Source organism: Roseicyclus marinus (genome assembly GCF_036322625.1).
In the GTDB taxonomy this organism is placed as follows: Bacteria; Pseudomonadota; Alphaproteobacteria; order Rhodobacterales; family Rhodobacteraceae; genus Roseicyclus; species Roseicyclus marinus_A.
On the sequence record NZ_AP027266.1, the window covers coordinates 3404314 to 3428947 of the forward strand.

Sequence of the window (24634 nt, forward strand, 5' to 3'; positions counted from 1 at the left end):
GGCGCGCAGTCGCGTTTTCTGTGCAAGAAAGGAAAAACAGCCCTCGGACGAGGGTTGACCGAGAGCTAAGGGTCAAGCCACCGTCTGTCAAGCAAGGAGCGTTCGGGCCAATCTTTCTTAAAAAAAGAATTAAGAAAGAAAAGGTGATTGTAGGCTTAGGGGCGTGGATAAGTCGGGAAAACCGGATGTCCCGATCTTTTCCCTGATGCGATGCACAAGAATGGTTCTGTTCAGGTTCTTGCCACAGGATCGGGGATTGAAGAAAATTAAATAATAAAACCAGATACTTGGATAAGATCTGGTGCTTGATGATCTTGTGGAAAAGATTGTATGATCGGGTGAAGCTTTGACTGCTCTGATGCCTGTCTGAACAGATTATCCCCGTGCATGAGTGTTGCGTGATACGTGCAGATCGGCGCGCATCGTGGTGAGAAAAGCGCGGGTTGATGCTCTCAACAGGATTGTCCCGGCCTTCGCCCCTCCGTTATCAACAGGATCATGGACAGCTTTTCATCGCCAACCGACCGTCTGGTGCTCGCCTCGGGGTCGCCGATCCGTGCCGAGATGCTGGCGCGTGTGGGAATCGCTCATGACGTGAAGATCGCGCGGGTGGACGAAGACGCGATCCGAGCCGCTCTTGTGGCTGATGGCGCGACCCCCCGCGATGTCGCGGATGCCCTGGCAGAGGCCAAGGCGCGCAAAAGTGCCGGTCAGGGTCTGACGCTGGGCTGTGACCAGATCCTGTCGCTGAAGGCGGAGATCTTTGCCAAGCCCGCGAACCGGGCGGAGGCTGCGGATCATCTTGGTCGTTTGTCGGGGCAGACCCATCACCTGTATTCGGCAGCGGTTCTTTACGAGGATGCGCAGCCAGTCTGGCGGCATGTGGGTGTTGCGCGTTTGACGATGCACAAGCTGACCGCCGTCGAGATCGAGAGCTACCTGGATCGCGCATGGCCCGAGGTCGAAGGCTGTGTCGGCGCCTACCAGGCCGAGGCGCTGGGCGCGCGGTTGTTCGCCCGGATCGAAGGTGATTGGTTCAGCGTTCTTGGTCTTCCGTTACTAGAGCTTTGCTCCCATTTGCGCCTGCGTGGCTGGAGGTTTGAATGATCCGCCCATCTATCCCCTTGGCCGGGGTTATCGGCGATCCGATCTCGCATTCGCTGTCGCCCCGGCTGCATGGGCATTGGTTGCGCCGCTATGGCCTGAAAGGTCATTACGTGCCCTTGCACATCACCCATGCCAATCTGGCCGAAGCGTTGCGCATCCTGCCCGACATGGGCTTCGTTGGCGTCAACATCACCATCCCGCACAAGGAATATGTGCTGGATCTGGCCTCGACCGTCACGGATCGCGCGGCGCTGATCGGGGCGGCGAATACGCTGACCTTTCTGGGTGATGGCCGTATCCAGGCGGACAACACGGATGGGCAGGGTTTCTTGGCCAATATCCGGCAAAGATTGCCGGGATGGACCGCATCGGCCGGTCCGGCGCTGGTTTTGGGCTCGGGCGGGGCGGCCAAGGCGATCATCTCGGCCCTGATTTCGGATGGCGCGCCGCAGGTTTTCGTCGCCAACCGCACGCGGGCGCGGGCCGAAGGGTTGAAGGAACAATTCGGTGCAAGGGTCGAGCCACAGGATTGGACGCGCATTCCCGATCTGGTCGAAAGATCGGCCCTGATCGTGAACACCACGTCCCTGGGCATGACGGGACAGCCACCGCTGGCCATCGACCTGTCGCGGTTGAGCCCGCCGACCGTCGTGACCGATATCGTCTATGCGCCGCTGGAAACCGAATTGCTGCAAGCGGCCAGCGCGGCGGGCTGCGAAACGGTGGATGGGCTGGGCATGTTGCTGCATCAGGCCGTGCCGGGGTTCGAACGCTGGTTCGGCTATACGCCATTGGTCGATGACGAGCTGCGGCAGGCGGTTCTGGGGGGATGACGTTTCGGCTTGGCCTGACCGGCTCCATCGGGATGGGGAAATCGACGACCGCCGCGATGTTCCGTGAGCTGGGCGTGCCGGTCTGGGATGCCGATGACACGGTGCACCGGCTTTACGCCAAGGGCGGCGCGGCAGTTGCGCCGGTGGCCGCGATCCTGCCCGAGGCCATTCGCGGTGGTGCGGTGGACCGGGACGTGCTGCGCGCCGCGATGAAAACAGATCCTGAGCTGCTTGGCAGGCTCGAACGCGTTGTGCATCCCCTGGTGGCGGCGGACCGCGCGCAATTCTGCCGGGATCATGGGCAAGCACCGCTTGTGGTTCTCGATATTCCGCTGCTGTTCGAAACCGGCGGTCAGGCGGGCGTTGATGCTGTGCTGGTGGTCACGACCGACCCCGAAACGCAACGCGCCCGCGTCATGGCGCGACCCGGCATGACCGAGGCCCTGTTCGACCAGATCGTGGCGCGACAGGTGCCCGATGCGGAAAAGCGCGCGCGGGCTGATCATGTGATCGAGACGAAGACGCTGGAACAGACCCGCGCAAGCGTGGCAGATCTGGTGAAACGGTTGAGCGGCGGGGGAGATGGCGATGCGTGAGATTGTTCTGGATACCGAGACCACGGGTCTGGACCCTTTCGACACGCCCGCGCACCGGATCGTGGAAATCGGGGCGGTCGAATTGTGGAACCAGGTTCCGACCGGCAACACCTATCATCAATACATCAACCCCGAGCGCGACATGCCCGCCGAAGCCTTTGCCGTGCATGGAATCGGGGAGGAATTCCTGGCCGACAAGCCGCGTTTTGCGCAGATCGCCCGGGCCTTTGTCGATTTCATCGGGGATGCGAAACTGGTGATCCACAATGCCAGTTTCGACATGAAATTCCTGAATGCGGAGCTGGAATGGTGCGGCTTTTCGCCCCTGCCAAGCGATCGGGCCGTCGATACGCTGATGATCGCGCGGCGAAAGTTTCCGGGCTCGCCCGCATCGCTCGATGCGCTGTGTCGCCGGTTCGGGATCGACAATTCCAACCGCACGCTGCACGGCGCGCTGCTCGATTCCGAGATCCTGGCGGATGTTTACCTGGAATTGACGGGGGGCCGTCAGCCCGATTTCGCCCTGTCGGCGCAGGGTGGGCAGGGCCATTCCCAGACACGGGCGGATGGGACCGATTGGCGTCCACGTCCACGGCCCACGCCCCTGCCCTCGCGGGTGAGCGAGGAAGACCGCGCCGCCCATGCCGTTTTCGTGGCGGAGCTGGGCGGCGGCGCGATCTGGTCGCGGTTCGACTGACCTTGGATCAGGCGTCGGCCTTGCGCGGGGTCGCGGCGGCGCGCTGGGCGAGCTGCTGACGATACAGCGCAAGGAAATCGATGGAATCGAGGTTCAGGGGCGGATAGCCGCCATCGCGCGTCACGTCCGAGACGATCCGGCGCACGAAGGGAAAGAGCATCCGGGGGCATTCGATCAAGAGAAACGGGTGCAGCTGTTCGTTGGCCACGTTCTCGACCTTGAAGATGCCGCCGTAGTCCATTTCCATCAGGAAGATGGGTTGGGGCGTTTCTTCGCGGGTGCGGCTCTCGATCTTGAGCTTCATGATGACGTCGTATTGATCCTCGGCCTCGCGCTTGCGGGCGTCGAGGGCGACCTGAACCTGGATATCGGGCTGCACGGCGGCATTCAGCGCCTTTTGCGCCGCGATATTTTCGAAGGACATGTCGCGCACGAATTGTCCCAGCACCTGCATCTTGGGCAGGACGGGCTGTGCGGCCTGTCCTTCGGGCTGTGCGGGGTTGGAACCGCCATTGGTTTCGGTCATCGCTCTCTCCGGATTGATCGGGTCATGTTGCGCGCGGTCTAGCAGCCTGCGCCGCATGCCTCAATGCCAAGTGGTACGGGGGTTCAGCGCTGTGTCCAACCGGACGGACCGGGGGGGCGGCGGTTGTCTTCTTCGACCGTCCAGGTGCCGTCGATCACGTCTTCGGCATGGGGGCGGTCACGGAAGGGCGCGCGGGGTGCCACGCTTTGGACGCGGATACGCTTGCGCAATTCGCGCAGGACAAGCGCACGGACGGCGGGCACCAGAAGCGCGAAACCCACCGCATCGGTGAAGAAACCGGGCGTCAGCAACAGCGCACCGGAAAACAGGATCATCGCGCCATGGGCCAAGGGTTCGGTCGGATCGTTCAGTGTTTCAAAGCTGGTGCGCAATTGCGACAGGGCCAAGGCGCCTTGCGAGCGGACGAGCATGGTTCCGGCCATGGCCGTCAGCACCACGATGGCGAGCGTCGGCCAAAGCCCGATCAGGCCGCCCACCTGGATGAACAGGGCAATCTCGATCAGGGGCACCAGAAGGAAGGCAAGAAACAACCACATCGCATCAGCTCCTTTCGGGGTACGGGCGGATTGCCGCCCCCACGGTCATGGACTTGACCCTACCCCTGCCTTACATATGTGGCTTGCTACCCCGTTAGAACCCCGTTCGCGTCCGTCTGAGGATTTCCGATGAATTCGTCCCTTTTGTCCCTGCTGGTCCTGGCCGGCATCGCGATTTTCCTGATCCTGCGGCTTCGCAGCGTTCTGGGCACCCGCGAGGGGTTCGAGAAACCGAGTGTGGCCCGTGCGCCAAGCCGTCCCGACCCGCGCCGGGATTTCGAGGTGATCGAGGGCGGGCCGGATCGCGACATCACCGATCACGTCGAGGATGGCAGCGACAGCGCCAAGGCGCTGGCCGCGATGAAGCTGGCCGAGCCGGGTTTCACCGTGACGGAATTCCTTCAGGGTGCGCGCGGGGCCTACGAGATGATCCTCATGGCGTTCGAAAACGGCGACGTCGAGGAATTGCGCCCTTTCCTTGCCGCCGATGTGCTGGAAACCTTTGAAGCCGTCATTCGTCAGCGCGAGGAACAGGGCCTCACGATCCAGGCGGCCTTTGTCGGCGTGCGGGAATTGTCGCTGGAAAGCGCGCGGTTCGACCGGGCAAGCGGCGTGGGCGAGATCACGGTGCGGTTCGTCGGCGAACTGACATCGGTGGTCAAGAATGCCGCCGGCGAGGTGATCGAGGGCGATCCGAACGAGATCAAGCGTCAGCGTGATGTCTGGACCTTTGCCCGCAACATGGGCGCCAAGGACCCGAATTGGGAACTGGTGGCTACCGACGGATGAGCGATGGCCGGCCGCGGCGCGATACTGGGCCTATGGCTCGCCCTGACGGGATGGACCTGTGCCGCCATGGCTGAACAGAGCGTCACGCTGTTGTCCTTTGACGACCTGCAGGGCTGGGCCGAGGATGATCACGCCGCGGCCCTGTCCGTTTTTCGGAACACCTGCGCCGACATGCCGGGCGAAGACTGGCAGGCGCTTTGCGCCATTGCCGAGACAACGCCGCAGGCGCGCACCTTTTTCGAGCTGTTCTTTCGCCCCGTCCTGATCGGAGGCGAGGAAAGCGCGCTGTTCACCGGCTATTTCGAACCCGAGCTGGACGGATCGCCAAGGCCCACCGCCCAGTTCCGCTATCCCGTCTACCGCACACCGCAAGAGGCGCGCGACGGGCAATGGGTCAGCCGCCGCGAGATCGAGGAAGGCGGGTTGCTGGAGGGGCGCGGTCTGGAAATCGCCTGGGTCGATGACCCGGTCGAACTGTTCTTTTTGCAGGTCCAGGGATCGGGGCGTATCCGCATGGCGGATGGGTCCGTCATTCGCGTGGGCTATGATGGACGCAACGGGCATCCCTATCGGTCCATCGGGCAGGAATTGATCCGCCGCGGCATATATCAACCGCATCAGGTTTCCGCGCAGGTGATCCGCAATTGGGTGAGGCGCAACCCCGCTGCAGGGCGGGAGCTGTTGTTTCACAACCCGTCCTATATCTTTTTCCGCGAGGTCGACATCGCCGACCCGGCGCTTGGGCCGCTGGGGGCGATGAACCGGTCGGTGACACCCTTGCGCACCATTGCCGTCGATCCGGCCTATACGCCGCTGGGTGCGCCGGTCTGGATCGAAAAGGGCGGGGCGGCGCCGATGCATCGGTTGATGATCGCGCAGGATACGGGTGGCGCGATCCGGGGGGCGCAGCGCGCCGATATTTTCTTTGGTTTCGGCGATGCGGCAGGCGAGGCCGCCGGCACGATCCGTGACCCGGGGCGGATGGTAGTCCTGTTGCCGATCGAGATGGCGCATCAACGCGTCCCGGACGCCTGAGCGATGCCCCGGCGCGGCAAACGCGGCCTGAGCGCCGATGACAAGGCATTGTGGGACAGGGTCGCGCAAAGCGCCACGCCGCTTGCGCCCCCCGTTCGTGCAAAGCTGGCGGAGCCCGACAGCCCCGCCCAGACGCGCATTCCCGACCCGGTTTTGCCCCGCGAACGGCTTGCCGCATTCCGCATCGGGGAAAAGGCCACGCAAAAACCGCATCCCCCGCGCCCCGATCACGACCTGTCGCAGCGTCTGGCCCATGCGCCGGTCCGGATGGACCATGCCGCCTTTCGCAAGATGACGCGCGGCAAGCTGAAGCCCGAAGGGCGGATCGACCTGCACGGCATGACCCTGTCGCAGGCGCATCCCGCGCTGACGCGGTTCATCCTCGATGCGCATGATGCGGGCAAACGGCTGGTTCTGGTGATCACCGGCAAGGGCAAGGACCGCGAGACACCCGATCCGATCCCGATCCGGCGCGGGGTGTTGCGCCACCAGGTGCCGATGTGGCTGCACAATCCGCCGCTGGGTGCCGTGGTGCTGGACATAAGGGAGGCCCATCAGCGCCATGGCGGCGGCGGTGCCTATTACGTCTACCTCAGGAAATCTCGTTAACGCGGCACTAGTGGTTGCAGGAAGATCTGCGTCGCGTTGCGCACCGTCAGGACGGTTCCGGGCAGAATGCCGAGGTTCTGGGTCGCATCGCCCTGAAGCGACAGGTCCACGGCGGCGACTTGCTGCAACAGCTGGATCATGGCGGGCGAATTCGCGGCGGTGAAATGGTTGAGCCCGTCGCGCGCCCCGCTTTGGAATTCGGAAATGTCGATGAGGGTGACGTTCAGATCGGCCACATCCTCGACCGTGCCCAGATTGCCGAGGCGGGATCTTTGCCCGGTGATGGCGGCCGAGATGCGCAAGGCGCGGTCGCGTTGCGAGGTGAAGATGACGAAAGGTTGCGGCAGGGGATCGATCCGCATCGCCTGACTGCGGAACAGGTCGATATCGACATCGGGCGACATGAGGATCACGCCCGAAATCCGGCTGATCACATCATCGCGCCCCCCGATCCGCAATTGGCGCAACGCCTCCATCGTCACCGATGAACCGAGCGAATGGGCCACCAGCACGATCCGGTTCGAGCCGCTTGCCGCGATCTCGCGCAGGAGGGTTTCCAGACCGTCGCGGGCGAACAGCGCGCTGTCGCGGTCATAGGCATAGCCAAGCGCATTGCCCGCGCTGGGCCATGCGTAATGGACGGCAACGCCCGGGATGTCGAAATCATGCCGGATCTGCGCCGTGCGATAGAGCCCGTCGGCAAAGGTGTTGTTGAAGCCATGGATGAAGACCATGACCTCGCGTTCATTGGCCGGGCGGGTGGCAAGCTCGCGCTGCAGGGTGGTGCGGAACGCCGAGGGCCCATCCAGCGCTTCGGCCCGTGTCACGAGGAAATCTTCGGTCGGGTCGGGGATACGCCCGTCACGCGCCGGTTCCACCTGCCCCGGTTCGCGGTCGGGCGGGATGTTCACGTCGAAGCCGACGAAACTGAGCCCTTCCAGCCGGTCGCTGCCCCAATCGCCATTCTCGAAGACGCGGGTGCTGGCCACGAGCACGGTTTCGCTGGCCCCCGTGCCAAGTGCATCGGGGACAAGCGCGACCATGGCACGGCCCGCACATCCGGCCAGCGCCAGAAGCAGGACAAGAACGGCAAGGGGACGGAGGGCAGGATGGGTCATGCCCGCCAGATACAGGCTTATGTCACAGAACGTAACGGCTGAGGTCGGTGCTGCGCGTCAATTCGCCGAGATTGGTTTCGACAAAACCCGCATCGACGACCACCGCTTCGCCCGATCGGTCGGGGGCGTTGAAGCTCAATTCCTCGAAAACACGCTCCATCACCGTGTAAAGCCTGCGCGCGCCGATGTTTTCCACCGATTGGTTCACATCGGCGGCGATCTTGGCCAAGGCGGCGATCCCGTCTTCGGTGAAGGTCACGGTAACCTCCTCCGTCGCCATGAGCGCGCTGTACTGCCGGGTCAGGGCGTTGTCGGTTTCGGTGAGGATGCGGACGAAATCGCCCTCGATCAGCGGGCGGAGGTTCACCCGGATCGGCAAACGGCCCTGAAGTTCCGGCAGGAGATCCGAGGGTTTGGCGATGTGGAACGCACCGCTCGCGATGAACAGGATATGGTCGGTTTTCACCGGCCCGAGCTTGGTCGAGACGGTTGCCCCCTCGATCAGCGGCAGCAGGTCGCGCTGCACGCCTTCGCGGCTGACATCGCCGCCGCGCATGTCCTGCCGGGTGGCGACCTTGTCGATTTCGTCGATGAAGACGATGCCGTTCTGTTCGACCGCTTCCAGCGCGGCCTTTTTCACCGTCTCGTCATCCAGAAGCTTGTCGGCCTCTTCCGCGATCAGGAGTTCGTAGCTGGCCGCGACGGTCAGCCGTTTGCGCACCATCCGCTGGCCGAAGGCTTTGCCGAAAATGTCGCCAAGGTTCATCATCCCCCCGCCCATGCCGGGCTGGCCCGGAATTTCGAGGCCCTGCATCGGGTTCGAAGTATCGGCAAGGTCAAGCTCGATGATCGTGTCGTCCAGCTCGCCCGCGCGCAGCTTGCGGCGGAACATCTCGCGCGTCTGGTCGCGGGCATCCTTTCCGGCCAGCGCCTCGATCACGCGGTTTTCGGCGGCGTCATGCGCCTTGGCCTTCACATCGTCGCGCATCAGGTCACGGACCATGACCTGTGCCGCATCGACCAGATCGCGGATGATTTGTTCCACGTCGCGGCCGACATAGCCGACCTCGGTGTATTTCGTCGCCTCGACCTTGATGAAGGGCGCACGCGCCAGTTTCGCAAGGCGCCGGCTGATCTCGGTCTTGCCCACCCCGGTCGGGCCGATCATCAGGATGTTCTTGGGGTAAACCTCTTCGCGCAGATCATCGCCCAGCTGCTTGCGCCGCCAGCGGTTCCTGAGCGCCACGGCTACGGCGCGTTTCGCATCTTTTTGACCGATGATGAAACGGTCCAGTTCGCTGACGATTTCGCGGGGGGTCAGGTCGGTCACGATGCGGACTCCTGTGTCATGAGATCATAGGGCGGCAAGCGGTCCTTGCCGGGAAAGCGGGGCAGGATGCGCATGACGGATCGGCGCAGCGCCTCCCATTGCGCGCCGAGGAGGACAAGACCCGCCCCCAGCATCAGGATGACGAAAAACGCCTGCCCTTCGACCACGGTGATGGCGAGCGCCACGACATAGCCGACGCCTGCCACGAGAAAGGACCGCCGGTCGATCACGACGGCGAAAAGCGCCATCAGCGCAAGAAAGCCTGCCAGCACCAGTTGGGCAAACAGCGTGTCCTGGTCGAACAGCGTGAGCGCCACGGTGTTCACGATCGCAGGCGCCGCGATGACATGGAGCCAGAACCCGGAAGAGGCGCGCCGCGTCACCCGGTGCGGGTCCGACATGTCGAAACCAAGCGCGATGATCAGCCCGATCAGGCCCAGAACGATGGTCATCACGGCAAAGGGTCCATCGGCGGACAAGAGGAAGATATCGCGGGGATCGGCGGGGAAATTCCCGCCCAGCGTGGCAAAGCCGAAGGTCGTGGCAAAGACCGACAGTGCGATCAGCGCCATGGTGAAGGGCACGCGGAATATCGCGTAATAGGTCGACAGGAACAGGGCCGACAGCCCCGCCGCCGTGGTCAGCGATCCGGGCGTCGTCATGTCCAGCATCGCGGCAAAGGCAAAGCCGAACTGCGCGGCCAGTAGCGCGAAAATGACCGCCAGCGCGATGGAGGGGGCGACCATCCGGCGCTTGATGGTGAAATACCGCGCCAGCGCGACCGTGCCGCCAAGGCCCACCACCGCATAGACCATCCCAAGGATATAGCCCTGCGTGGTGCCAAGGATCGTCATTCCCGTGACCCCGGCAAAGCCAAGGTAAAGGATGCTGAGGCCCACGACGATGAAGACTTCGTTGAACCCCTTGAAAAGCTCGAAGGGTTCATCCAGCCCGTCGACATGTTTGCGCACGCCCGACCGCTGTTCGGACAGGACGACAAGGGCCGCCGCCTGCGCCTCGGTCATCACGCCCGCCGTGACGGCGGCGCGGATGTCGTCGCGGGTGATCCCGGTCATCCGCCGATCTTTTCCACGGTCAGGTTGCCGTTGGTGTAGACGCAGATGTCGGCGGCGATCGCCATGGCATCGCGCGCGATGGTTTCGGCGTCTTTCTCCGTGTCCATCATCGCGCGGGCGGCGGCGAGTGCGTAATTGCCGCCCGATCCGATGGCGGCCACATCATGTTCGGGTTCCAGCACGTCGCCCGCGCCGGTGATGATGTAGAGCTCGCGCCCATCGGTGACGATCAGCATCGCTTCGAGCTTTTGCAGGTACTTGTCGGTCCGCCAATCCTTGGCGAGTTCGACACTTGCGCGCTGCAACTGGCCCGGTGTCGCCTCGAGCTTTTTCTCGAGCCGTTCCAGAAGGGTGAAAGCATCGGCGGTGGAGCCTGCAAACCCCGCCACCACGTCATACCCGCCGGGGGACAGGCGGCGCACCTTGCGGGCGCTGCCCTTGATCACGGTCTGGCCTAGGCTGACCTGCCCATCGCCTGCAACGACCACCTGCCCGCCCTTGCGGACGCCGATGATCGTTGTGCCGTGCCAGCCGGGAAAATCGCTGTCTGCCATGGGGCCTCCGTCGCTGTCTGGACCTATATGGCGGGCGGACCCTGTGCCCGCAACCACCCGAGAGCCGAACGCCGTAGGCTGGGCTTCAGCCCGGCATCCTCAAACCCACCCCGGCCATCCCGGCCGCCTTGGAACGCGGACCGCCAGCATGGGCATCAGCCACGGGCCCCGGAACCGGTCCAGGTCGAGCGCCTCGAAAACGCCGACCGTATCCTCGCCGTTGATGCGGGTCTGCACGGCGGCGCGGTTGTAGAAGGGCGCGTCGAGCATCGCTTTGACCTGGCGCGGTTGGTGGCCCGCATCCGCCCGCGTTTCGCGGCGGACCATCCAGCCGGGGCGGGGCAGGCGCGCCTTGGGCGGCATATCGATCGCGCGTGGCGTTCCATCCTCGGCAAAGCCGATCGCGGCGGCCAGTTCGGACCCATCCCGGCGCTGGGCGTCGTAGAAACAGGCCGCGCCATCCCGGAGCGGAAAGCGGCCCCATGTCCAATAGCTGAAATCGGCCTCGAGCGCGCGGGTGCCGAAATTGGCGTCGAAATAACCGTGGCCCGTCCAGGTCCAGCCGGGGCGGTTCAGCCGCACCTCGATATCGGCCTTGGGCGCGAAGGGGCGCCAGACATGCGCGCCGTCCGGCGTCAGGGCCATTTCCACCTGTGTCAGGGCGCTGGGCCGCACGATGACCTCGCCCGTCACCATCTGGGCGTGAGGCGTCGACATCTCAGCAATCTCGATGCGCAGGTGATCGCCTGCCCAGACCATGGCCGATGGTCCGATCTGCAGCCGGTCACGCGACAGGCCAAGCGCATCTTGCCCGCGATCCGTCATCGTCCAGCGCCCGCCGCGCCCGTAGGTCACGACATTCAGGCAGCAATGATCGGCGGGGTTCTTGCGCCCCGACCAGCGATACCAGGGCGAGAAAACCGACCCTATGAAGCCGATGATGGAGATCGCGCGGTCCCCATCGTCGCTGATCCCGTCGACATACCACCAGGCGTAGCCATCGGCCGGGACGTCGAGATCGAAGCAAGGTCGCTCAAGATCGCCGCGGCCGCGTGCTGCCCTGAGAGGCAGGCCATGGGAATTCCCGCCCCCGGATGCGCCCCGCCCCCCGCGAGATAGAGGCCGCGCAGTTTCGTGCGCGCCGTCGGACGCTGGAATGTCGCCATCATCCCATGTGGGGAAAGCCCGTAAAGGGAACCGTCCGACGCGGGAAAGGCCCGGTCGAAATCCGCGGGCATCGTCAGCGCCGTGATGTCCGGCGTCGGGGAAAACCTCAGCCCCATCCGGGCCAGTGTCTCGAATGTACGTGTGCGGCATGTATATGCGTCCTCCGGGGTCGAGGGGTGCCCGGGCGGGCCGTTGAGGATGATCTCGAAGCGTTCGGGGCCTGTGGGGGCGGGGCCGCCCCGATCCTGCGCACAGACGTAAAGCGTGCCGTCCTCGGGCATCCGGCCCGCGGCCAGATCGTCGAATTCACGCTTGGGATCGGCGCAGAAGAACACGTTATGATGGGCCAGATCGACGCCCGCGGGTTCGGCGGCAAAGCCCCAGACAAAGGCGGAGAGGCTGCGGTCGGCCACCGATTTGCGCGGAACGGCCGTGGCGGGGCCGTGGCCCAGGTGGCCGTCCACCAATGCCTTGGGATCGCCGTTGAACAGGATCAGATCTGCGGGCAGGCGGGTTCCGTCGGATAGATGCACGGCCGTGACCCGGCCTGCCTGTTGTTCGATGCGGTCGGCACGGGTGTTGAAGCGGAAGGCAGCGCCCTTGTCCTGCGCGAGTTTGCAGATCGCTTGCGCCAGCTTGTTCATCCCGCCTTGGACCCGCCAGACGCCATTGGCCTCGGAGTGCCAGATCAGGCCCAGAACGGCGGGGCTTTGGAAGGGGGAACCGCCGACATAGGTGGCATAGCGCCCGAACAATTGCTGCAAACGCGGATCGGTGAATTGCGCGGCCAGTGTCGCGGCAAGGCTTCGGCCCGGGGCCATCGCGGGGATCAGGGCGGGGTTTTTCAGAACATGGGCCGTCAGGGCGGTCAGGCTGGGTTTGGCGGCCTGCATCACCGGCCCCTCGAAAGCCTCGTAAAGCTTTCGGGCGCGATCCGAGAAGCGGCGGAATTGCCGCTCGCCCTCAACCCCGGCAAAGGCACGGACGGCCCGGGCGCTCTCCCCTGAGTCGTGGAACAGGTCGAGGCTGGAGCCGTCGCGCCAGTGATGCCGCGCAAGGATATCGTCGGGAACAAGCGTCACATGATCCGAGAGGCGGGTGCCGACATCGGTGAAAAGCGTCTCGAACACGCCTTTCAGGGTCATGACGGTCGGTCCGATGTCGATGGGCCCCGCCACGCTGTCGCGGGTGCGCATCTTGCCGCCGGGGCCGTCGCCCATGTCGACGACCGTCACCGACAGCCCGGCATGGGACAGCCGGAGCGCGGCGGACAATCCGCCAATGCCAGCGCCGATCACGACAGCCCTGAGAGGGGCCCGGAGCGGGGCATGTGTCACGGCATTCTCCCGAACAAGTGTCAGTTTATATTGACAGTCAAAAGGCGTTTGTCCACTCTAGTTTACATCACATCTGTCCATCAGGTCAGATTCTTTCATAGCGGAAAGGCGTGCCCATGTCCCTGAAACCCCGGATCGAAGCCGCCATGTCCGGTGCCATCCGGCTGGGTCAGGCGGGATCGGCGCCGCCCCGCCTTGCCTCGGCGCTGGACTATGCGGTCAGCCCCGGCGGCGCGCGCATCCGCCCCACCATCTGCCTGTCCGTCGCGCTGGCCTGTGGCGATGACCGCCCCGGCGTCGCCGATGCCGCCGCCACCGCGATCGAGCTGATCCATTGCGCAAGCCTTGTGCATGACGACATGCCCTGTTTCGACAATGCCGATATCCGGCGCGGCAAGCCCGCCGTTCACCGCGCCTATGGTGAACCCCTGGCGCTGCTGACGGGGGACAGCCTGATCATCATGGCTTTCGAGGTTCTGGCGCGCGCCGCTGTTCTGGACCCCGCCCGCGCGATCGAGCTGATCCGCATCCTGGGGGAATCGAGCGGCATGCCCGGCGGTATCTGCGCCGGTCAGGGATGGGAAAGCGAGGCGCAGATCGACCTGCGCGCCTATCACCGCGCCAAGACAGGCGCCCTGTTCACCGCTGCAACCCGCATGGGGGCCGCCGCCGCCGGAGAGGAACCAGACGCCTGGACCGAACTGGGCGCGCGCATCGGTGAAGCTTTCCAGGTGGCCGACGATCTGCGCGACGCGCTTTACGACGAGGCGACGCTGGGCAAGCCCGCCCATCAGGACGAGATCAACGGGCGGCCCAATGCCGTGTCCGAACTGGGTGTGCGCGGTGCGATCCGGCGGTTGGAGGATATCTTGTCGGGGGCCATCGCCTCCATCCCGTCTTGTCCGGGTGAGGCGATGCTGTGCGACATGGTGCGCAAGACCGCCGAGCGGCTGACGCCAGTCCTTCCCGCTCAGCATATCGCGTGACGCATGGCCTTGGCCGACCACACCGATCCTGACCGCCCGCGCCTGCGGGACAGGCTATATGCTTGGAAAACCGGCCTGATGCGGTCGCGCCGGTTCCAATCCTGGGCCGCGCGGACGCCGGTCGCCGCGCGCATCGCCCGCAAGGATGGCGAGGCGCTGTTCGATCTGGTCGCAGGCTTCCTGCACAGTCAGGTTCTGATGGCTTTCGTCCAGCTGGACCTGGCCGATCACCTGTCCACACAACCGCGCAGTGTCGAGGGGTTGGCCCTGCGCACCGGGATCAACCCCGACCGTATGCGCGTTCTGTGCCAAGCCGCCGCCGCGCTGGGCCTGATGCAACGCCAGCGCGACGGGCGCTATGCGCTGGGCCGCTTGGGCGCGGCGCTGCCCGGTATTCCGGGGCTGGCTCAGATGATCCGACACCATGATGTGCTGTATCGCGACATGGCCGATCCGGTCGCCTTTTTCCGCGACGCGCCTGCGACAGAACTGGCGGCTTTCTGGCCCTATGTCTTTGGCGCGGGTGGCCAGATCGACCAAGATACCGCCGCGACCTATTCGGAACTGATGGCGCAAAGCCAGACGCTGGTGGCCGAAGAGGCGTTGCGCGTGCTGGACCTCAAGGGGATCGGCACGCTTCTGGACCTTGGCGGGGGAACCGGGGCTTTTCTCACTGCGGTGGGCACGGCCTATCCTGGCCTGAACCTGCATCTTTTCGACCTGCCCGTGGTGATCGATCCGGCGAACCGCCGGTTTGCCGAGGCCGGATTGACCGACCGCGTGCAGATCACCGGCGGCAGTTTCCGGACCGACGCGCTGCCGCAGGGTGCGGATGCGATCAGCCTGATCCGCGTGCTTTATGACCATACCGACGCCACCATCCGCCAATTGCTGACCAAGGCGCATGCCGCCCTGCCAGAGAATGGCCGGATCATCGTGAGCGAGCCGATGTCGGGCGGCGATCATCCGGCGCGGGCGGGGGATGCCTATTTCGGTCTCTATTGCCTTGCCATGGGCACCGGTCGCGCGCGCAGCGCCGCCGAGATTGCCCGACATCTTGAAGCTGCCGGTTTCACCGACATCCGTATCCGCAAGACGGCCCGCCCCTTCATCACTTCGGTGGTCGAGGGCCGGAAACTGTAAGGAAAAACGGACAGCTATGTCTATTGAGATTGACATAGCAGAGTGTCAGGTTAAACTGACAGTCAGAATGCCGCAGGTTTGGGATTCTTTCACATCCCTCCCTGCAAACACCGGGACGCACGACCTTGAGAACCACCGCCGTCATCTTGCAAGGCCCCAAAACCCTAGGATTGGGTGAGGTGACGCTGACTGATCCCGCCGCCGGCGATCTGGTGGTCGAGGTGCGTCATTCCGGGATTTCGACAGGCACGGAAAAGCTGTTCTGGTCCGGCCAGATGCCCCCCTTTCCCGGCATGGGCTACCCGCTTGTCCCCGGTTACGAGGCCGCAGGCGAAGTGGTCGAGGCGGCAGAGGGCACCGGCTACAAGCCTGGCGATATCGTCTTTGTCCCCGGCGCGAATTGCTATGGCGAGGTCAAGGGACTGTTCGGTGGCGCTGCCCGTCGGCTGGTGACGGGGGCCGACCGTGTCGTGCGCATCGACGCTGGCCTTGGGGCCGAGGGCGCGCTTTTGGCCTTGGCCGCGACGGCGCGTCATGCGCTGGCGGGTCTGAACACCAAGCTGCCCGAGCTGATCATCGGCCACGGCGTCTTTGGTCGTCTGCTGGCCCGTCTGACCCTTGCGGCAGGGGGCGATGCGCCGACCGTCTGGGAGATCAATGCCGACCGCCAATCCGGCGCGACCGGCTACAATGTCATCCATCCCGACGACGATCCACGCCGCGATTATGGCTGCATCTATGACGCCTCGGGCGTGTCATCGCTGCTTGACACGATGGTCGGACGCCTTGCCAAGGGTGGCGAGATCGTGCTGGCCGGCTTCTATCCCGAGCCGCTGCAATTCGCCTTTCCGCCCGCCTTCCTGCGGGAGGCGCGGTTCCGCATCGCCGCCGAATGGACACGCGAAGACCTGGTCGCCACTCGCGACCTGATCGACCACGGGGCGCTGAGCCTTGCGGGTCTCATCACCCATACCGTCCCCGCCCAGCAGGCCGAGAGTGCGTATCAGACCGCGTTCGAAGACCCGGCTTGCCTGAAGATGATCTTGAACTGGGAGAACGCCGCATGAGCCTCGATGTTCCGAACCTGCGCGATTATGATGCCAAGTTGCGCGAAGAAGCCCATGAGCCGACGCTCGAGGTGCCGCAGGGCGAGCCGACCAAGAAAACCCAGATCATCGCGATCTACGGCAAGGGCGGTATCGGCAAGTCCTTCACGCTGGCCAATCTCAGCCACATGATGGCCGAACAGGGCAAGCGCGTGCTGTTGATCGGCTGCGACCCCAAATCGGATACCACCAGCCTTTTGTTCGGTGGTAAGGCGTGCCCGACGATCATCGAAACCTCGACCCAGAAGAAACTGGCGGGCGAGGAAGTGAAGATCGGCGATGTCTGCTTCAAGCGCGGCGGTGTTTTCGCGATGGAACTGGGTGGGCCCGAGGTCGGTCGCGGTTGCGGCGGGCGCGGGATCATCCACGGTTTCGAATTGCTGGAAAAGCTTGGCTTCCACGATTGGGATTTCGACTACGTGCTGCTCGACTTCCTGGGCGATGTGGTCTGCGGCGGCTTCGGCCTGCCGATCGCGCGAGACATGGCGCAAAAGGTGATCCTCGTCGGCTCCAACGATCTTCAGTCGCTGTATGTGGCCAACAATGTCTGCTCGGCGGTCGAATATTTCCGCAAGCTTGGCGGCAATGTCGGTGTCGCGGGCCTGGTGATCAACAAGGATGACGGCTCGGGCGAGGCGCAGGCTTTCGCCGAGGCGGTGGGCATCCCGGTCCTGGCCTCGATTCCGCAAGATGACGACCTGCGCAAGAAATCCGCGAATTACCAGATCGTCGGCACGGCCGAGAGCCAGTGGGGCGCGCTCTTTGCCGCCCTTGGCGACAACGTGGCCGTTGCCCCACCGATGAAGCCCATCGCCCTGACGCAGGACCAGCTGCTCGAATTGTTCGACGGATCCGAAACGGGCGCGGGCATCACGCTGGAACCGGCAAGCGACGCGGACATGCGTGGCAAGAATGCGGTTCTCAAGCCGTCCCTCGAAGTCATCTACGACGAGGCGTGAGCGGATGACCGAGGAAATCAGATACGACGACAGCGCCGAGGTGGAGGTCATCCGCGGCGAGGCGCGTGTCGAAGCCACGGGCAACCCGCCGCAAGGGGGCGACGGCATGGGGTGTCATGCCGGGGCGGCCGAGATGGAAAAGGCTGCCCGCATGGCGGGCAAGTCCGAGATCCTCGATCAATACGCCAAGGACTATCCCCAGGGCCCGCATGACAAGCCGCAATCGATGTGCCCGGCTTTCGGCTCGCTTCGCGTGGGCCTGCGGATGCGCCGCACCGCGACCGTGCTGTCGGGCTCGGCCTGCTGCGTCTATGGCCTGACCTTCGTGTCGCATTTCTACGGTGCGCGCCGGTCTGTCGGCTATGTGCCGTTCAATTCGGAAACCCTCGTCACCGGCAAGCTGTTCGAGGATATCCGCGAAGCGGTCCACGACATGGCCGACCCTGACCGGTATGACGCTATCGTGGTCACGAACCTGTGCGTGCCCACCGCGTCGGGTGTGCCGCTGCGGCTGTTGCCCAATGAGATCAACGGGGTACGGATCGTGGGCATCGATGTGCCTGGTTTCGGGATCCCCACACACGCCGAGGCCAAGGATGTATTGGCCGGCGCGATGCTGAACTATGCCCGCAAAGAGGTGGAGGCTGGCCCCGTCCAGGCCCCCGTTTCGGGCAAATCCGATCGTCCGACAGTGACCCTGTTGGGCGAAATGTTCCCTGCAGACCCTTTGGGTATTGGAGGGATGCTCGCGCCACTCGGTCTGGCGGCAGGTCCGGTCGTTCCCTGCCGTGAGTGGCGCGAGCTCTATTCTGCGCTCGACAGTCAAGTCGTCGCCGCCATCCACCCGTTCTACACCGCCGCCATCCGCGAATTCGAAGCGGCCGGGCGTACGATCGTGGGATCTGCCCCGGTGGGTCTGGATGGCACGGCCGAATGGCTTGACGCGATTGCCGACGCCTATGGCGTGACCGAGGACAAGCTGGCCGCCGCCAAGAATGCCTTCCTGCCCGCGATCAAGGCGGGATTGGCCGCGAACCCGATCAAGGGAACCATCACGCTTTCGGGCTACGAGGGTTCCGAATTGCTGGTTGCGCGCTTGCTGATCGAAAGCGGCGCCGAAGTTCCCTATGTCGGTTCGGCCTGCCCCAAGACCAAATGGTCGGCACCCGATGTGGCATGGCTTGAGGCGCGCGGCGTCAAGGTCAAGTTCCGCGCCAGCCTCGAGGATGATTGCGCCGCGATGGAGGCGATCAAGCCCGATCTCGCCATCGGCACCACCCCCGTGGTGCAAAAGGGCAAGGAGCTGGGCATTCCCTCGCTCTATTTCACGAACCTGATTTCCGCACGTCCCCTGATGGGACCGGCGGGTGCCGGGTCGCTTGGCCAGGTCGTCAACGCCGCCATGGCCAACAAGGACCGCATGGACCACATGCGCGAGTTCTTCGCCGGTGTGGGCGAAGGCGATACCGCCGGCATCTGGGAAGGCGAACCGAACCTGCGCCCCGATTTCCGGGCACAGCATCAGAAGAAACTCGACAAGCTGGCGCGCGCCGCCAAGGCCGAGGAGATGATCTGATGCTGATCCAGGATCATGATCGCGCCGGCGGCTACTGGGGGTCGGTCTATGCCTTCACCGCGGTGAAGGGGCTGCAGGTCATCATCGATGGCCCCGTCGGTTGTGAAAATCTGCCGGTGACGAGTGTTCTGCATTATACGGATGCCTTGCCCCCCCATGAATTGCCCATCGTGACCACCGGTCTGGGCGAGGAAGAACTGGGGCGCGACGGAACCGAGGGCGCGATGAAACGCGCGTGGGAGGTTCTGGACCCTGCGCTTCCCTCGGTCGTTGTGACGGGTTCCATCGCCGAGATGATCGGCGGCGGCGTGACGCCCATGGGCACTAATATCCAGCGTTTCCTGCCGCGCACCATCGACGAGGATCAATGGGAAAGCGCCGACCGCGCCATGACCTGGATCTTTACCGAATTCGGCATGACCAAGGGCCGGATGCCCCCCGAGAAAAAGCGCGAGGAAGGGGCCGCGCCGCGCGTCAACATCCTTGGGCCGATGTATGGCACGTTCAACATGCCCTCCGACCTGGCCGAGATCCGGCGTCTGGTCGAAGGCATCGGGGCCGAGGTCAACATGGTCATGCCCCTGGGCAGCCACCTGGCCGAGATGCGCAACCTCGTGAATGCCGACGTCAACATCGTGATGTATCGCGAATTCGGGCGCGGCTTGGCCGAGGTTCTGGGCAAGCCCTATCTGCAAGCCCCCATCGGGATCGAATCCACCACGAAATTCCTGCGCAAGCTGGGTGAATTGCTGGGGCTGGACCCCGAGCCCTTCATCGCGCGCGAAAAGCATTCGACGATCAAGCCGGTCTGGGATCTTTGGCGGTCGGTGACGCAGGATTTCTTTGCCACGGCAAGCTTCGGCATCGTGGCCAATGAAACCTATGCCCGCGGTGTGCGCCAGTTCCTCGAGACCGACATGGGCCTGCCTTGCGCTTTTGCCGTGGCGCGGATCGCCGGGCGCAAGACCAACAATGACGAGGTTCGCGCCATGGTGCATGGCAAGCGACCCCTCGTGTTGATGGGCTCGATCAACGAAAAGATGTATCTCGCCGAGATGGCCGGGGGCCATGGGCCGAAACCGGCCTTCATCCCGGCAAGCTTTCCGGGGGCTGCGATCCGGCGGGCGACCGGCACGCCCTTCATGGGCTATGCGGGTGCGACCTATATCATACAAGAAGTCTGCAACAGCCTGTTCGATGCGCTCTTCCACATCCTGCCCTTGGGCAGCGTGATGGATGCCGCCGAGGCCACGCCGACGACGCTGCGCCGCGATTTCCCCTGGGATGCGGATGCGCAGGCGCTGCTCGACCGCATCGTCGAGGAACACCCGGTTCTGACCCGCATTTCCGCCGCCAAATCGCTGCGCGACGCCGCCGAAAAGGCCGCGCTGGCGAAAGGGGCCGAGCGGGTCGTCAAGGATACCGTGCGGGCGCTCGCCCCTACGGGTTTCGATCTCAATGAGGGAGAGGAAAGATGACGGACTTCACCTCTGACCATCCGGTCAGCCGGCACAAACCGCCGAAGACCGAGTTCATGATCTATTTCGGGATCATTTTCCTCGCGACGCTGCCGCTGGCGACCATCACATGGGCGCTCGCAGCGATCCGCGCAGGCAACATGACCGACAAGGGACCGATCAAGCGCGCCTGGAGCCAGGCGCGGATCATCACACCGATGATCTTTTCGGCCTGACAAGGCTCCGACCTGCCCAACAGACCCTGTCGTCAGACCACAGGGGGGCAAGGACGGGCCACACGAAACACTCGGCGTGACGACCGGAGCCGACACGAAATTCGCCACATCCCGGGGCAACGCGGGGTGGGGTGGATGGCCGGCAGGGCAATGAGGCCTTGCCGGGGCCCGGCCGCGGGGTTCGCGGCATCGGTCTAACGTTCCGGAGGAAAGTTAATGGCTGATAATTCCGACCTGTCCTTCACGGGTCTTACCGACGAGCAGGCGCAAGAGCTGCACGCGGTGTACATGAGCGGGCTCTGGCTGTTCTCGGCCGTCGCCCTGGTGGCTCATCTCGCCACGTACATCTGGGCACCCTGGTTCTGAGGAAGGAGCAACAACATGGCTAAGTTCTACAAGATCTGGCTCATTTTTGACCCCCGCCGCGTTTTCGTGGCCCAGGGCGTCTTCCTGTTCCTTCTCGCGGCGATGATCCACCTGGTGGTTCTGTCGTCGGGCCTGAACTGGTTCGAGTCCGCAGCTGCAACCGCTGGCTTCGGCGGTTGACCTGCTGCCCGCGCCTTTGGGCGCGGGTCATCTCTGCTGCGGGCGGTGCCGTGACCGCTTCGCCCGCAGCGATCCGAATGACTTGACTGACGGCTGACCGGCGCTGCCCGTTGACGCCGCCGAACGCGGAGACAGACGCATGGCTTTGCTAAGCTTCGAAAAAAAATATCGCGTCCGCGGAGGGACGCTGATTGGCGGCGATCTGTTCGATTTCTGGGTGGGCCCGTTTTACGTGGGCTTCTTCGGAGTGACGACAGCCTTTTTCGCCTTGTTGGGGACGATCCTGATCTTCTGGGGAGCTGCCATGGATGGCAACTTCAACCCCTGGACGATCAATATCGCGCCCCCTGACCTGAGCTATGGGCTCGGGTTCGCGCCGCTCATGGAGGGCGGTCTTTGGCAGATCATCACCTTCTGCGCGGTCGGGGCCTTCGTGTCCTGGGCGCTGCGCGAGGTGGAGATCAGCCGCAAGCTGGGCATGGGCTATCACGTGCCCTTTGCCTTCGGTTTCGCGATCTTCGCCTATGTCACGCTGGTGGTCTTCCGCCCGCTGCTGATGGGCGCCTGGGGTCATGGATTTCCCTACGGGATCTTCAGCCACCTCGATTGGGTCTCGAACGTCGGCTATGCCTACCTGCACTTCCACTACAATCCGGCACACATGATCGCCGTCACCTTCTTCTTCGCGACGACCTTCGCGCTCGCGTTGCATGGTGGCCTGATCCTGTCGGCAGCCAACCCCGAGAAGGGCGAGGAAGCCAAGACCCCGGATCACGAGGACACGTTCTTCCGCGATTTCATCGGCTATTCGATCGGCACGCTGGGCATCCACCGCGTCGGTCTGCTTCTGGCGCTGAACGCGGGCTTCTGGAGCGCGGTCTGCATCATCATCTCCGGCCCGGTCTGGACCTCCGGCTGGCCCGAATGGTGGAACTGGTGGTTGACCCTGCCGATCTGGCCGGACCCCGGTGTCGTCTATGACAGCACGGGCATGGCGACCTACGGCTCCAACGCCGCCGCAGTCGTGGGAGGAAACTGAGCCATGGCTTACTTTGAATATCAGAACATCTTCACCCAGGTGCAGGTGCAGGGCGAGCCCGAGATGGGCATGGCCCAGACCGGCGAGAACATCCTGGGTGGCGACCGGACCAGGAAGGCGACCTTTTCGACCCTGATCGGTTGGATCGGCAACGCGCAGATCGGTCCCATCTACCTCGGTTGGGCGGGGCTGATCAGCCTTGCCACCGGCACGCTCTGGTTCAACATCGTTGGCCTCAACATGCTGAGCCAGGTTGGTTGGTCCATTCCCGAATTCGTCCGGCAGCTGTTCTGGCTGGCGCTCGAACCTCCGGGACCGGAATACGGGCTTTCCATGCCGCCGCTCAATGACGGTGGCTGGTACATCATCTCCAGCTTCTTCTTGCTGATCTCGGTGATGAGCTGGTGGCTCAGGACCTATCTCCTGGCCGCGCAGCACAAGATGGGCAAGCATATCGCCTGGGCCTTTCTGGCGGCGATCTGGCTCTTCCTTGTCCTCGGCCTGTTCCGTCCCGTCCTGATGGGATCCTGGAGCGAGGCGGTGCCCTATGGCATCTTCCCGCACCTTGACTGGACCACGGCCTTCTCGATCCGCTACGGGAACCTCTACTACAACCCGTTCCACGCCCTTTCGATCGTGTTCCTCTATGGCTCCGTCCTGCTGTTTGCGATGCATGGCGCGACCATCCTTGCCGTCTCCCGCTATGGTGGCGACCGGGAACTGGAGCAGATCTATGACCGTGGCACGGCATCCGAGCGGGCGGGTCTGTTCTGGCGCTGGACCATGGGTTTCAACGCCACGATGGAAGGCATTCACCGTTGGGCTTGGTGGTTCGCGGTCCTGACCCCGATCACTGGCGGCATCGGCATCCTTCTGACCGGCACTGTCGTGGACAATTGGTTCATCTGGGCCATCGAACACAACTTCGCACCCGAATACCTGGGCGCTTACGGCTACGAAGCCTACGGCACCTATGCGGATTTCGGTGGCATCGCGCCGGGAGGTAACTGAGCCATGTTTCCCAAGTGGTTTGACAACTGGAACAAGGACAATCCGACCAATATCTTCGGCCCCGCCATCGCGGTGGGTGTCGCGGGATCGGCGATCTTTGTTGCAGCCATGATCGTGGCCTGGGGGCAACCCTTCGCCACGGATCAGATGCAGACCGGTCCGCGCGGCACAGGCATGCATGTGTCGGAATTCGTGTCGGACCTGGCCGTCTACCCGGATGTGGATGGCTTCGTCACCTCAGAGCCGGTGGTTCCGACCGCCGATTCGCAGATGGCGATCGACGTTCTCGAAGGCGTTCCCCCCGCGTTGGCCAATGTCACCGTGGAAAACTACGAACGCCTGCTCGAGGCGATGCGGTCCTGGACCGGCATTCCCGACCTTCTGGAACCGGGCAATGACAGCTACCAGACCGCACTCGCCTACTCGATGATCGAGATGACGCAGAACATCAACCAGAACTGGGCGGGTCACGTTCAGGCCAATGCCGAGGTGGGGGTGACCTGTTACACCTGCCACCGCGGCCAGCCTGTCCCGAACAACATCTGGTTCCGCGTCGGGCCGGTCAATTCCAACGTTGCCGGCTGGCCCGCGATCCAGAACCGGGTGACGATGACCTCCAACTTCACCTCGCTGCCCTCGACCTACCTCGAGCATTTCCTGCTTCAGGACGAGAACGGGCAATATGGTGTGGCGCAGGTCCATGACCTTGTCAGCCGGGCCGAAAACCCGCCGGGCAGCCCGCTCATCCAGCAGGCCGAAATGACCTATGCCTGGATGAACTACTTCGCCAACTCGCTGGGGGTGAACTGTACCTTCTGCCACAACACCCGCGCCTTCTACGATCCCTCGCAGGTGACCCCGCAATGGGCCACCGCCAGCCTGGGCATCCTGATGGTTCAGGAAACGCTGGAGCAGTACATCCTGCCGCTGGAAACCGTCCTGCCGCCTGAACGGCTGGGCCCGGTCTATGCGGATGGGCCCAAACTGGCCTGCCGCACCTGCCACCAGGGCGAACAGCAGCCGCTCAACGGGTTGAACGTGATCCACAACTGGCCCGAGCTGGCCGTGGTGGATGACATGCCCGACTACTCGGCCTTCGAGTAGGGCGATGCGGGCCCCGGCCCATAGCAGATCCGACCGGGGGCGCGGCCACGCCCCGCCCCCGGTTTCGACCTTTCCTTACGTCCCTTCGTGAGGTTCCTCGCCGCGGGCAGGTTCAGACCCTGCTCGCGGTTTTTTCGTCT

Annotated in this window: 27 protein-coding genes; 19 read left to right on the plus strand and 8 right to left on the minus strand. The window is 64.0% G+C overall.

Annotated features, from left to right (window positions below):
- Nucleotides 1-498 precede the first annotated feature (498 nt).
- From AABA51_RS16390 to dnaQ, 4 genes are read left to right on the plus strand one after another with little or no spacing between them, the layout of a single operon-like run.
- The gene (locus tag AABA51_RS16390; RefSeq protein ID WP_338273175.1) at nt 499-1107 is read left to right on the plus strand and encodes a Maf family protein; all 609 of its coding nucleotides are present in this window, start codon (nt 499-501) and stop codon (nt 1105-1107) included.
- Nucleotides 1104-1940 carry a shikimate dehydrogenase gene (locus tag AABA51_RS16395; protein ID WP_338273176.1) on the plus strand — a complete coding sequence of 279 codons (837 nt, stop codon included), beginning with the start codon at nt 1104-1106 and terminating at the stop codon, nt 1938-1940. The genes AABA51_RS16390 and AABA51_RS16395 overlap by 4 nt, the downstream gene beginning before the upstream one ends.
- Nucleotides 1937-2536: a dephospho-CoA kinase gene (gene coaE / locus AABA51_RS16400; protein ID WP_338273177.1), complete on the plus strand. Its 600-nt coding sequence runs from the start codon at nt 1937-1939 to the stop codon at nt 2534-2536. The genes AABA51_RS16395 and coaE overlap by 4 nt, the downstream gene beginning before the upstream one ends.
- Entirely contained in the window at nt 2529-3233 is a 705-nt protein-coding gene (gene dnaQ / locus AABA51_RS16405; protein WP_338273178.1) for a DNA polymerase III subunit epsilon, read from the plus strand. Before coaE ends, dnaQ begins: the two co-directional genes overlap by 8 nt.
- A 7-nt stretch (nt 3234-3240) precedes the next feature.
- On the opposite strand, the gene secB is transcribed toward dnaQ, so the two are convergent.
- Nucleotides 3241-3759 (minus strand): protein-export chaperone SecB, encoded by a 519-nt coding sequence (secB, locus tag AABA51_RS16410; RefSeq protein WP_338273179.1) that lies wholly within the window; start codon nt 3757-3759, stop codon nt 3241-3243.
- A gap of 83 nt (nt 3760-3842) precedes the next feature.
- Nucleotides 3843-4316, minus strand: coding sequence for an FxsA family protein (locus AABA51_RS16415; protein ID WP_338273180.1), 474 nt, complete (start codon nt 4314-4316; stop codon nt 3843-3845).
- A 129-nt stretch (nt 4317-4445) separates the two neighbouring features.
- On the opposite strand from AABA51_RS16415, the gene AABA51_RS16420 reads away from it, so the two are divergent.
- From AABA51_RS16420 to AABA51_RS16430, 3 genes are all read left to right on the plus strand, one after another.
- Complete coding sequence (locus AABA51_RS16420) at nt 4446-5105, plus strand: Tim44/TimA family putative adaptor protein (protein WP_338273181.1); 660 nt, start codon at nt 4446-4448, stop codon at nt 5103-5105.
- A gap of 66 nt (nt 5106-5171) precedes the next feature.
- A complete protein-coding gene (mltA, locus tag AABA51_RS16425) occupies nt 5172-6140 on the plus strand; it encodes a murein transglycosylase A (protein ID WP_338273182.1) in 969 nt (322 codons plus the stop codon).
- Nucleotides 6141-6143: 3 nt separating this feature from the next.
- Nucleotides 6144-6749 carry a Smr/MutS family protein gene (locus AABA51_RS16430; protein ID WP_338273183.1) on the plus strand — a complete coding sequence of 202 codons (606 nt, stop codon included), beginning with the start codon at nt 6144-6146 and terminating at the stop codon, nt 6747-6749.
- On the opposite strand, the gene AABA51_RS16435 is transcribed toward AABA51_RS16430, so the two are convergent.
- The 6 genes from AABA51_RS16435 to crtD all read right to left on the minus strand — a co-directional run bounded on the left by AABA51_RS16435 (nt 6746) and on the right by crtD (nt 13331).
- Nucleotides 6746-7867, minus strand: coding sequence for an alpha/beta hydrolase (locus AABA51_RS16435; RefSeq protein WP_338273184.1), 1122 nt, complete (start codon nt 7865-7867; stop codon nt 6746-6748). The genes AABA51_RS16430 and AABA51_RS16435 overlap by 4 nt on opposite strands.
- A gap of 22 nt (nt 7868-7889) precedes the next feature.
- The gene (hslU, locus tag AABA51_RS16440) at nt 7890-9197 is read right to left on the minus strand and encodes an ATP-dependent protease ATPase subunit HslU (protein WP_338273185.1); all 1308 of its coding nucleotides are present in this window, start codon (nt 9195-9197) and stop codon (nt 7890-7892) included.
- Nucleotides 9194-10273 (minus strand): hypothetical protein, encoded by a 1080-nt coding sequence (locus AABA51_RS16445; protein ID WP_338273186.1) that lies wholly within the window; start codon nt 10271-10273, stop codon nt 9194-9196. The genes hslU and AABA51_RS16445 overlap by 4 nt, the downstream gene beginning before the upstream one ends.
- Entirely contained in the window at nt 10270-10827 is a 558-nt protein-coding gene (hslV, locus tag AABA51_RS16450; protein ID WP_338273187.1) for an ATP-dependent protease subunit HslV, read from the minus strand. Before hslV ends, AABA51_RS16445 begins: the two co-directional genes overlap by 4 nt.
- A gap of 99 nt (nt 10828-10926) precedes the next feature.
- On the minus strand, nt 10927-11799 hold the full coding sequence (crtC, locus tag AABA51_RS16455) for a carotenoid 1,2-hydratase (RefSeq protein WP_338276656.1): 873 nt from the start codon (nt 11797-11799) through the stop codon (nt 10927-10929).
- Nucleotides 11754-13331, minus strand: coding sequence for a 1-hydroxycarotenoid 3,4-desaturase CrtD (gene crtD / locus AABA51_RS16460; protein ID WP_338273188.1), 1578 nt, complete (start codon nt 13329-13331; stop codon nt 11754-11756). The genes crtC and crtD overlap by 46 nt, the downstream gene beginning before the upstream one ends.
- A gap of 116 nt (nt 13332-13447) precedes the next feature.
- On the opposite strand from crtD, the gene AABA51_RS16465 reads away from it, so the two are divergent.
- From AABA51_RS16465 to pufC, 12 genes are all read left to right on the plus strand, one after another.
- Nucleotides 13448-14317 (plus strand): polyprenyl synthetase family protein, encoded by an 870-nt coding sequence (locus tag AABA51_RS16465; protein WP_338273189.1) that lies wholly within the window; start codon nt 13448-13450, stop codon nt 14315-14317.
- Nucleotides 14318-14320: 3 nt separating this feature from the next.
- Nucleotides 14321-15460: a methyltransferase gene (locus AABA51_RS16470; protein ID WP_338273190.1), complete on the plus strand. Its 1140-nt coding sequence runs from the start codon at nt 14321-14323 to the stop codon at nt 15458-15460.
- Nucleotides 15461-15585: 125 nt separating this feature from the next.
- Nucleotides 15586-16527, plus strand: a complete 942-nt coding sequence (bchC, locus tag AABA51_RS16475; RefSeq protein ID WP_338273191.1) for a chlorophyll synthesis pathway protein BchC — start codon at nt 15586-15588, stop codon at nt 16525-16527.
- On the plus strand, nt 16524-17525 hold the full coding sequence (locus AABA51_RS16480) for a chlorophyllide a reductase iron protein subunit X (RefSeq protein WP_338273192.1): 1002 nt from the start codon (nt 16524-16526) through the stop codon (nt 17523-17525). The genes bchC and AABA51_RS16480 overlap by 4 nt, the downstream gene beginning before the upstream one ends.
- Before the next feature lie 4 nt (nt 17526-17529).
- The gene (bchY, locus tag AABA51_RS16485) at nt 17530-19101 is read left to right on the plus strand and encodes a chlorophyllide a reductase subunit Y (RefSeq protein WP_338273193.1); all 1572 of its coding nucleotides are present in this window, start codon (nt 17530-17532) and stop codon (nt 19099-19101) included.
- A complete protein-coding gene (gene bchZ / locus AABA51_RS16490; RefSeq protein ID WP_338273194.1) occupies nt 19101-20579 on the plus strand; it encodes a chlorophyllide a reductase subunit Z in 1479 nt (492 codons plus the stop codon). The genes bchY and bchZ overlap by 1 nt, the downstream gene beginning before the upstream one ends.
- The gene (pufQ, locus tag AABA51_RS16495; protein ID WP_277825477.1) at nt 20576-20794 is read left to right on the plus strand and encodes a cytochrome PufQ; all 219 of its coding nucleotides are present in this window, start codon (nt 20576-20578) and stop codon (nt 20792-20794) included. The genes bchZ and pufQ overlap by 4 nt, the downstream gene beginning before the upstream one ends.
- A gap of 216 nt (nt 20795-21010) precedes the next feature.
- Nucleotides 21011-21160, plus strand: coding sequence for a light-harvesting antenna LH1, beta subunit (gene pufB / locus AABA51_RS16500; protein ID WP_109666570.1), 150 nt, complete (start codon nt 21011-21013; stop codon nt 21158-21160).
- A 15-nt stretch (nt 21161-21175) separates the two neighbouring features.
- Entirely contained in the window at nt 21176-21340 is a 165-nt protein-coding gene (gene pufA / locus AABA51_RS16505; protein ID WP_109666569.1) for a light-harvesting antenna LH1, alpha subunit, read from the plus strand.
- A gap of 139 nt (nt 21341-21479) precedes the next feature.
- On the plus strand, nt 21480-22379 hold the full coding sequence (pufL, locus tag AABA51_RS16510) for a photosynthetic reaction center subunit L (protein ID WP_338273195.1): 900 nt from the start codon (nt 21480-21482) through the stop codon (nt 22377-22379).
- A gap of 3 nt (nt 22380-22382) precedes the next feature.
- Nucleotides 22383-23390 carry a photosynthetic reaction center subunit M gene (gene pufM, locus AABA51_RS16515; protein WP_338273196.1) on the plus strand — a complete coding sequence of 336 codons (1008 nt, stop codon included), beginning with the start codon at nt 22383-22385 and terminating at the stop codon, nt 23388-23390.
- Between the two features lie 3 nt (nt 23391-23393).
- Nucleotides 23394-24494 (plus strand): photosynthetic reaction center cytochrome PufC, encoded by a 1101-nt coding sequence (gene pufC, locus AABA51_RS16520; RefSeq protein WP_338273197.1) that lies wholly within the window; start codon nt 23394-23396, stop codon nt 24492-24494.
- Nucleotides 24495-24634: the final 140 nt, after the last annotated feature.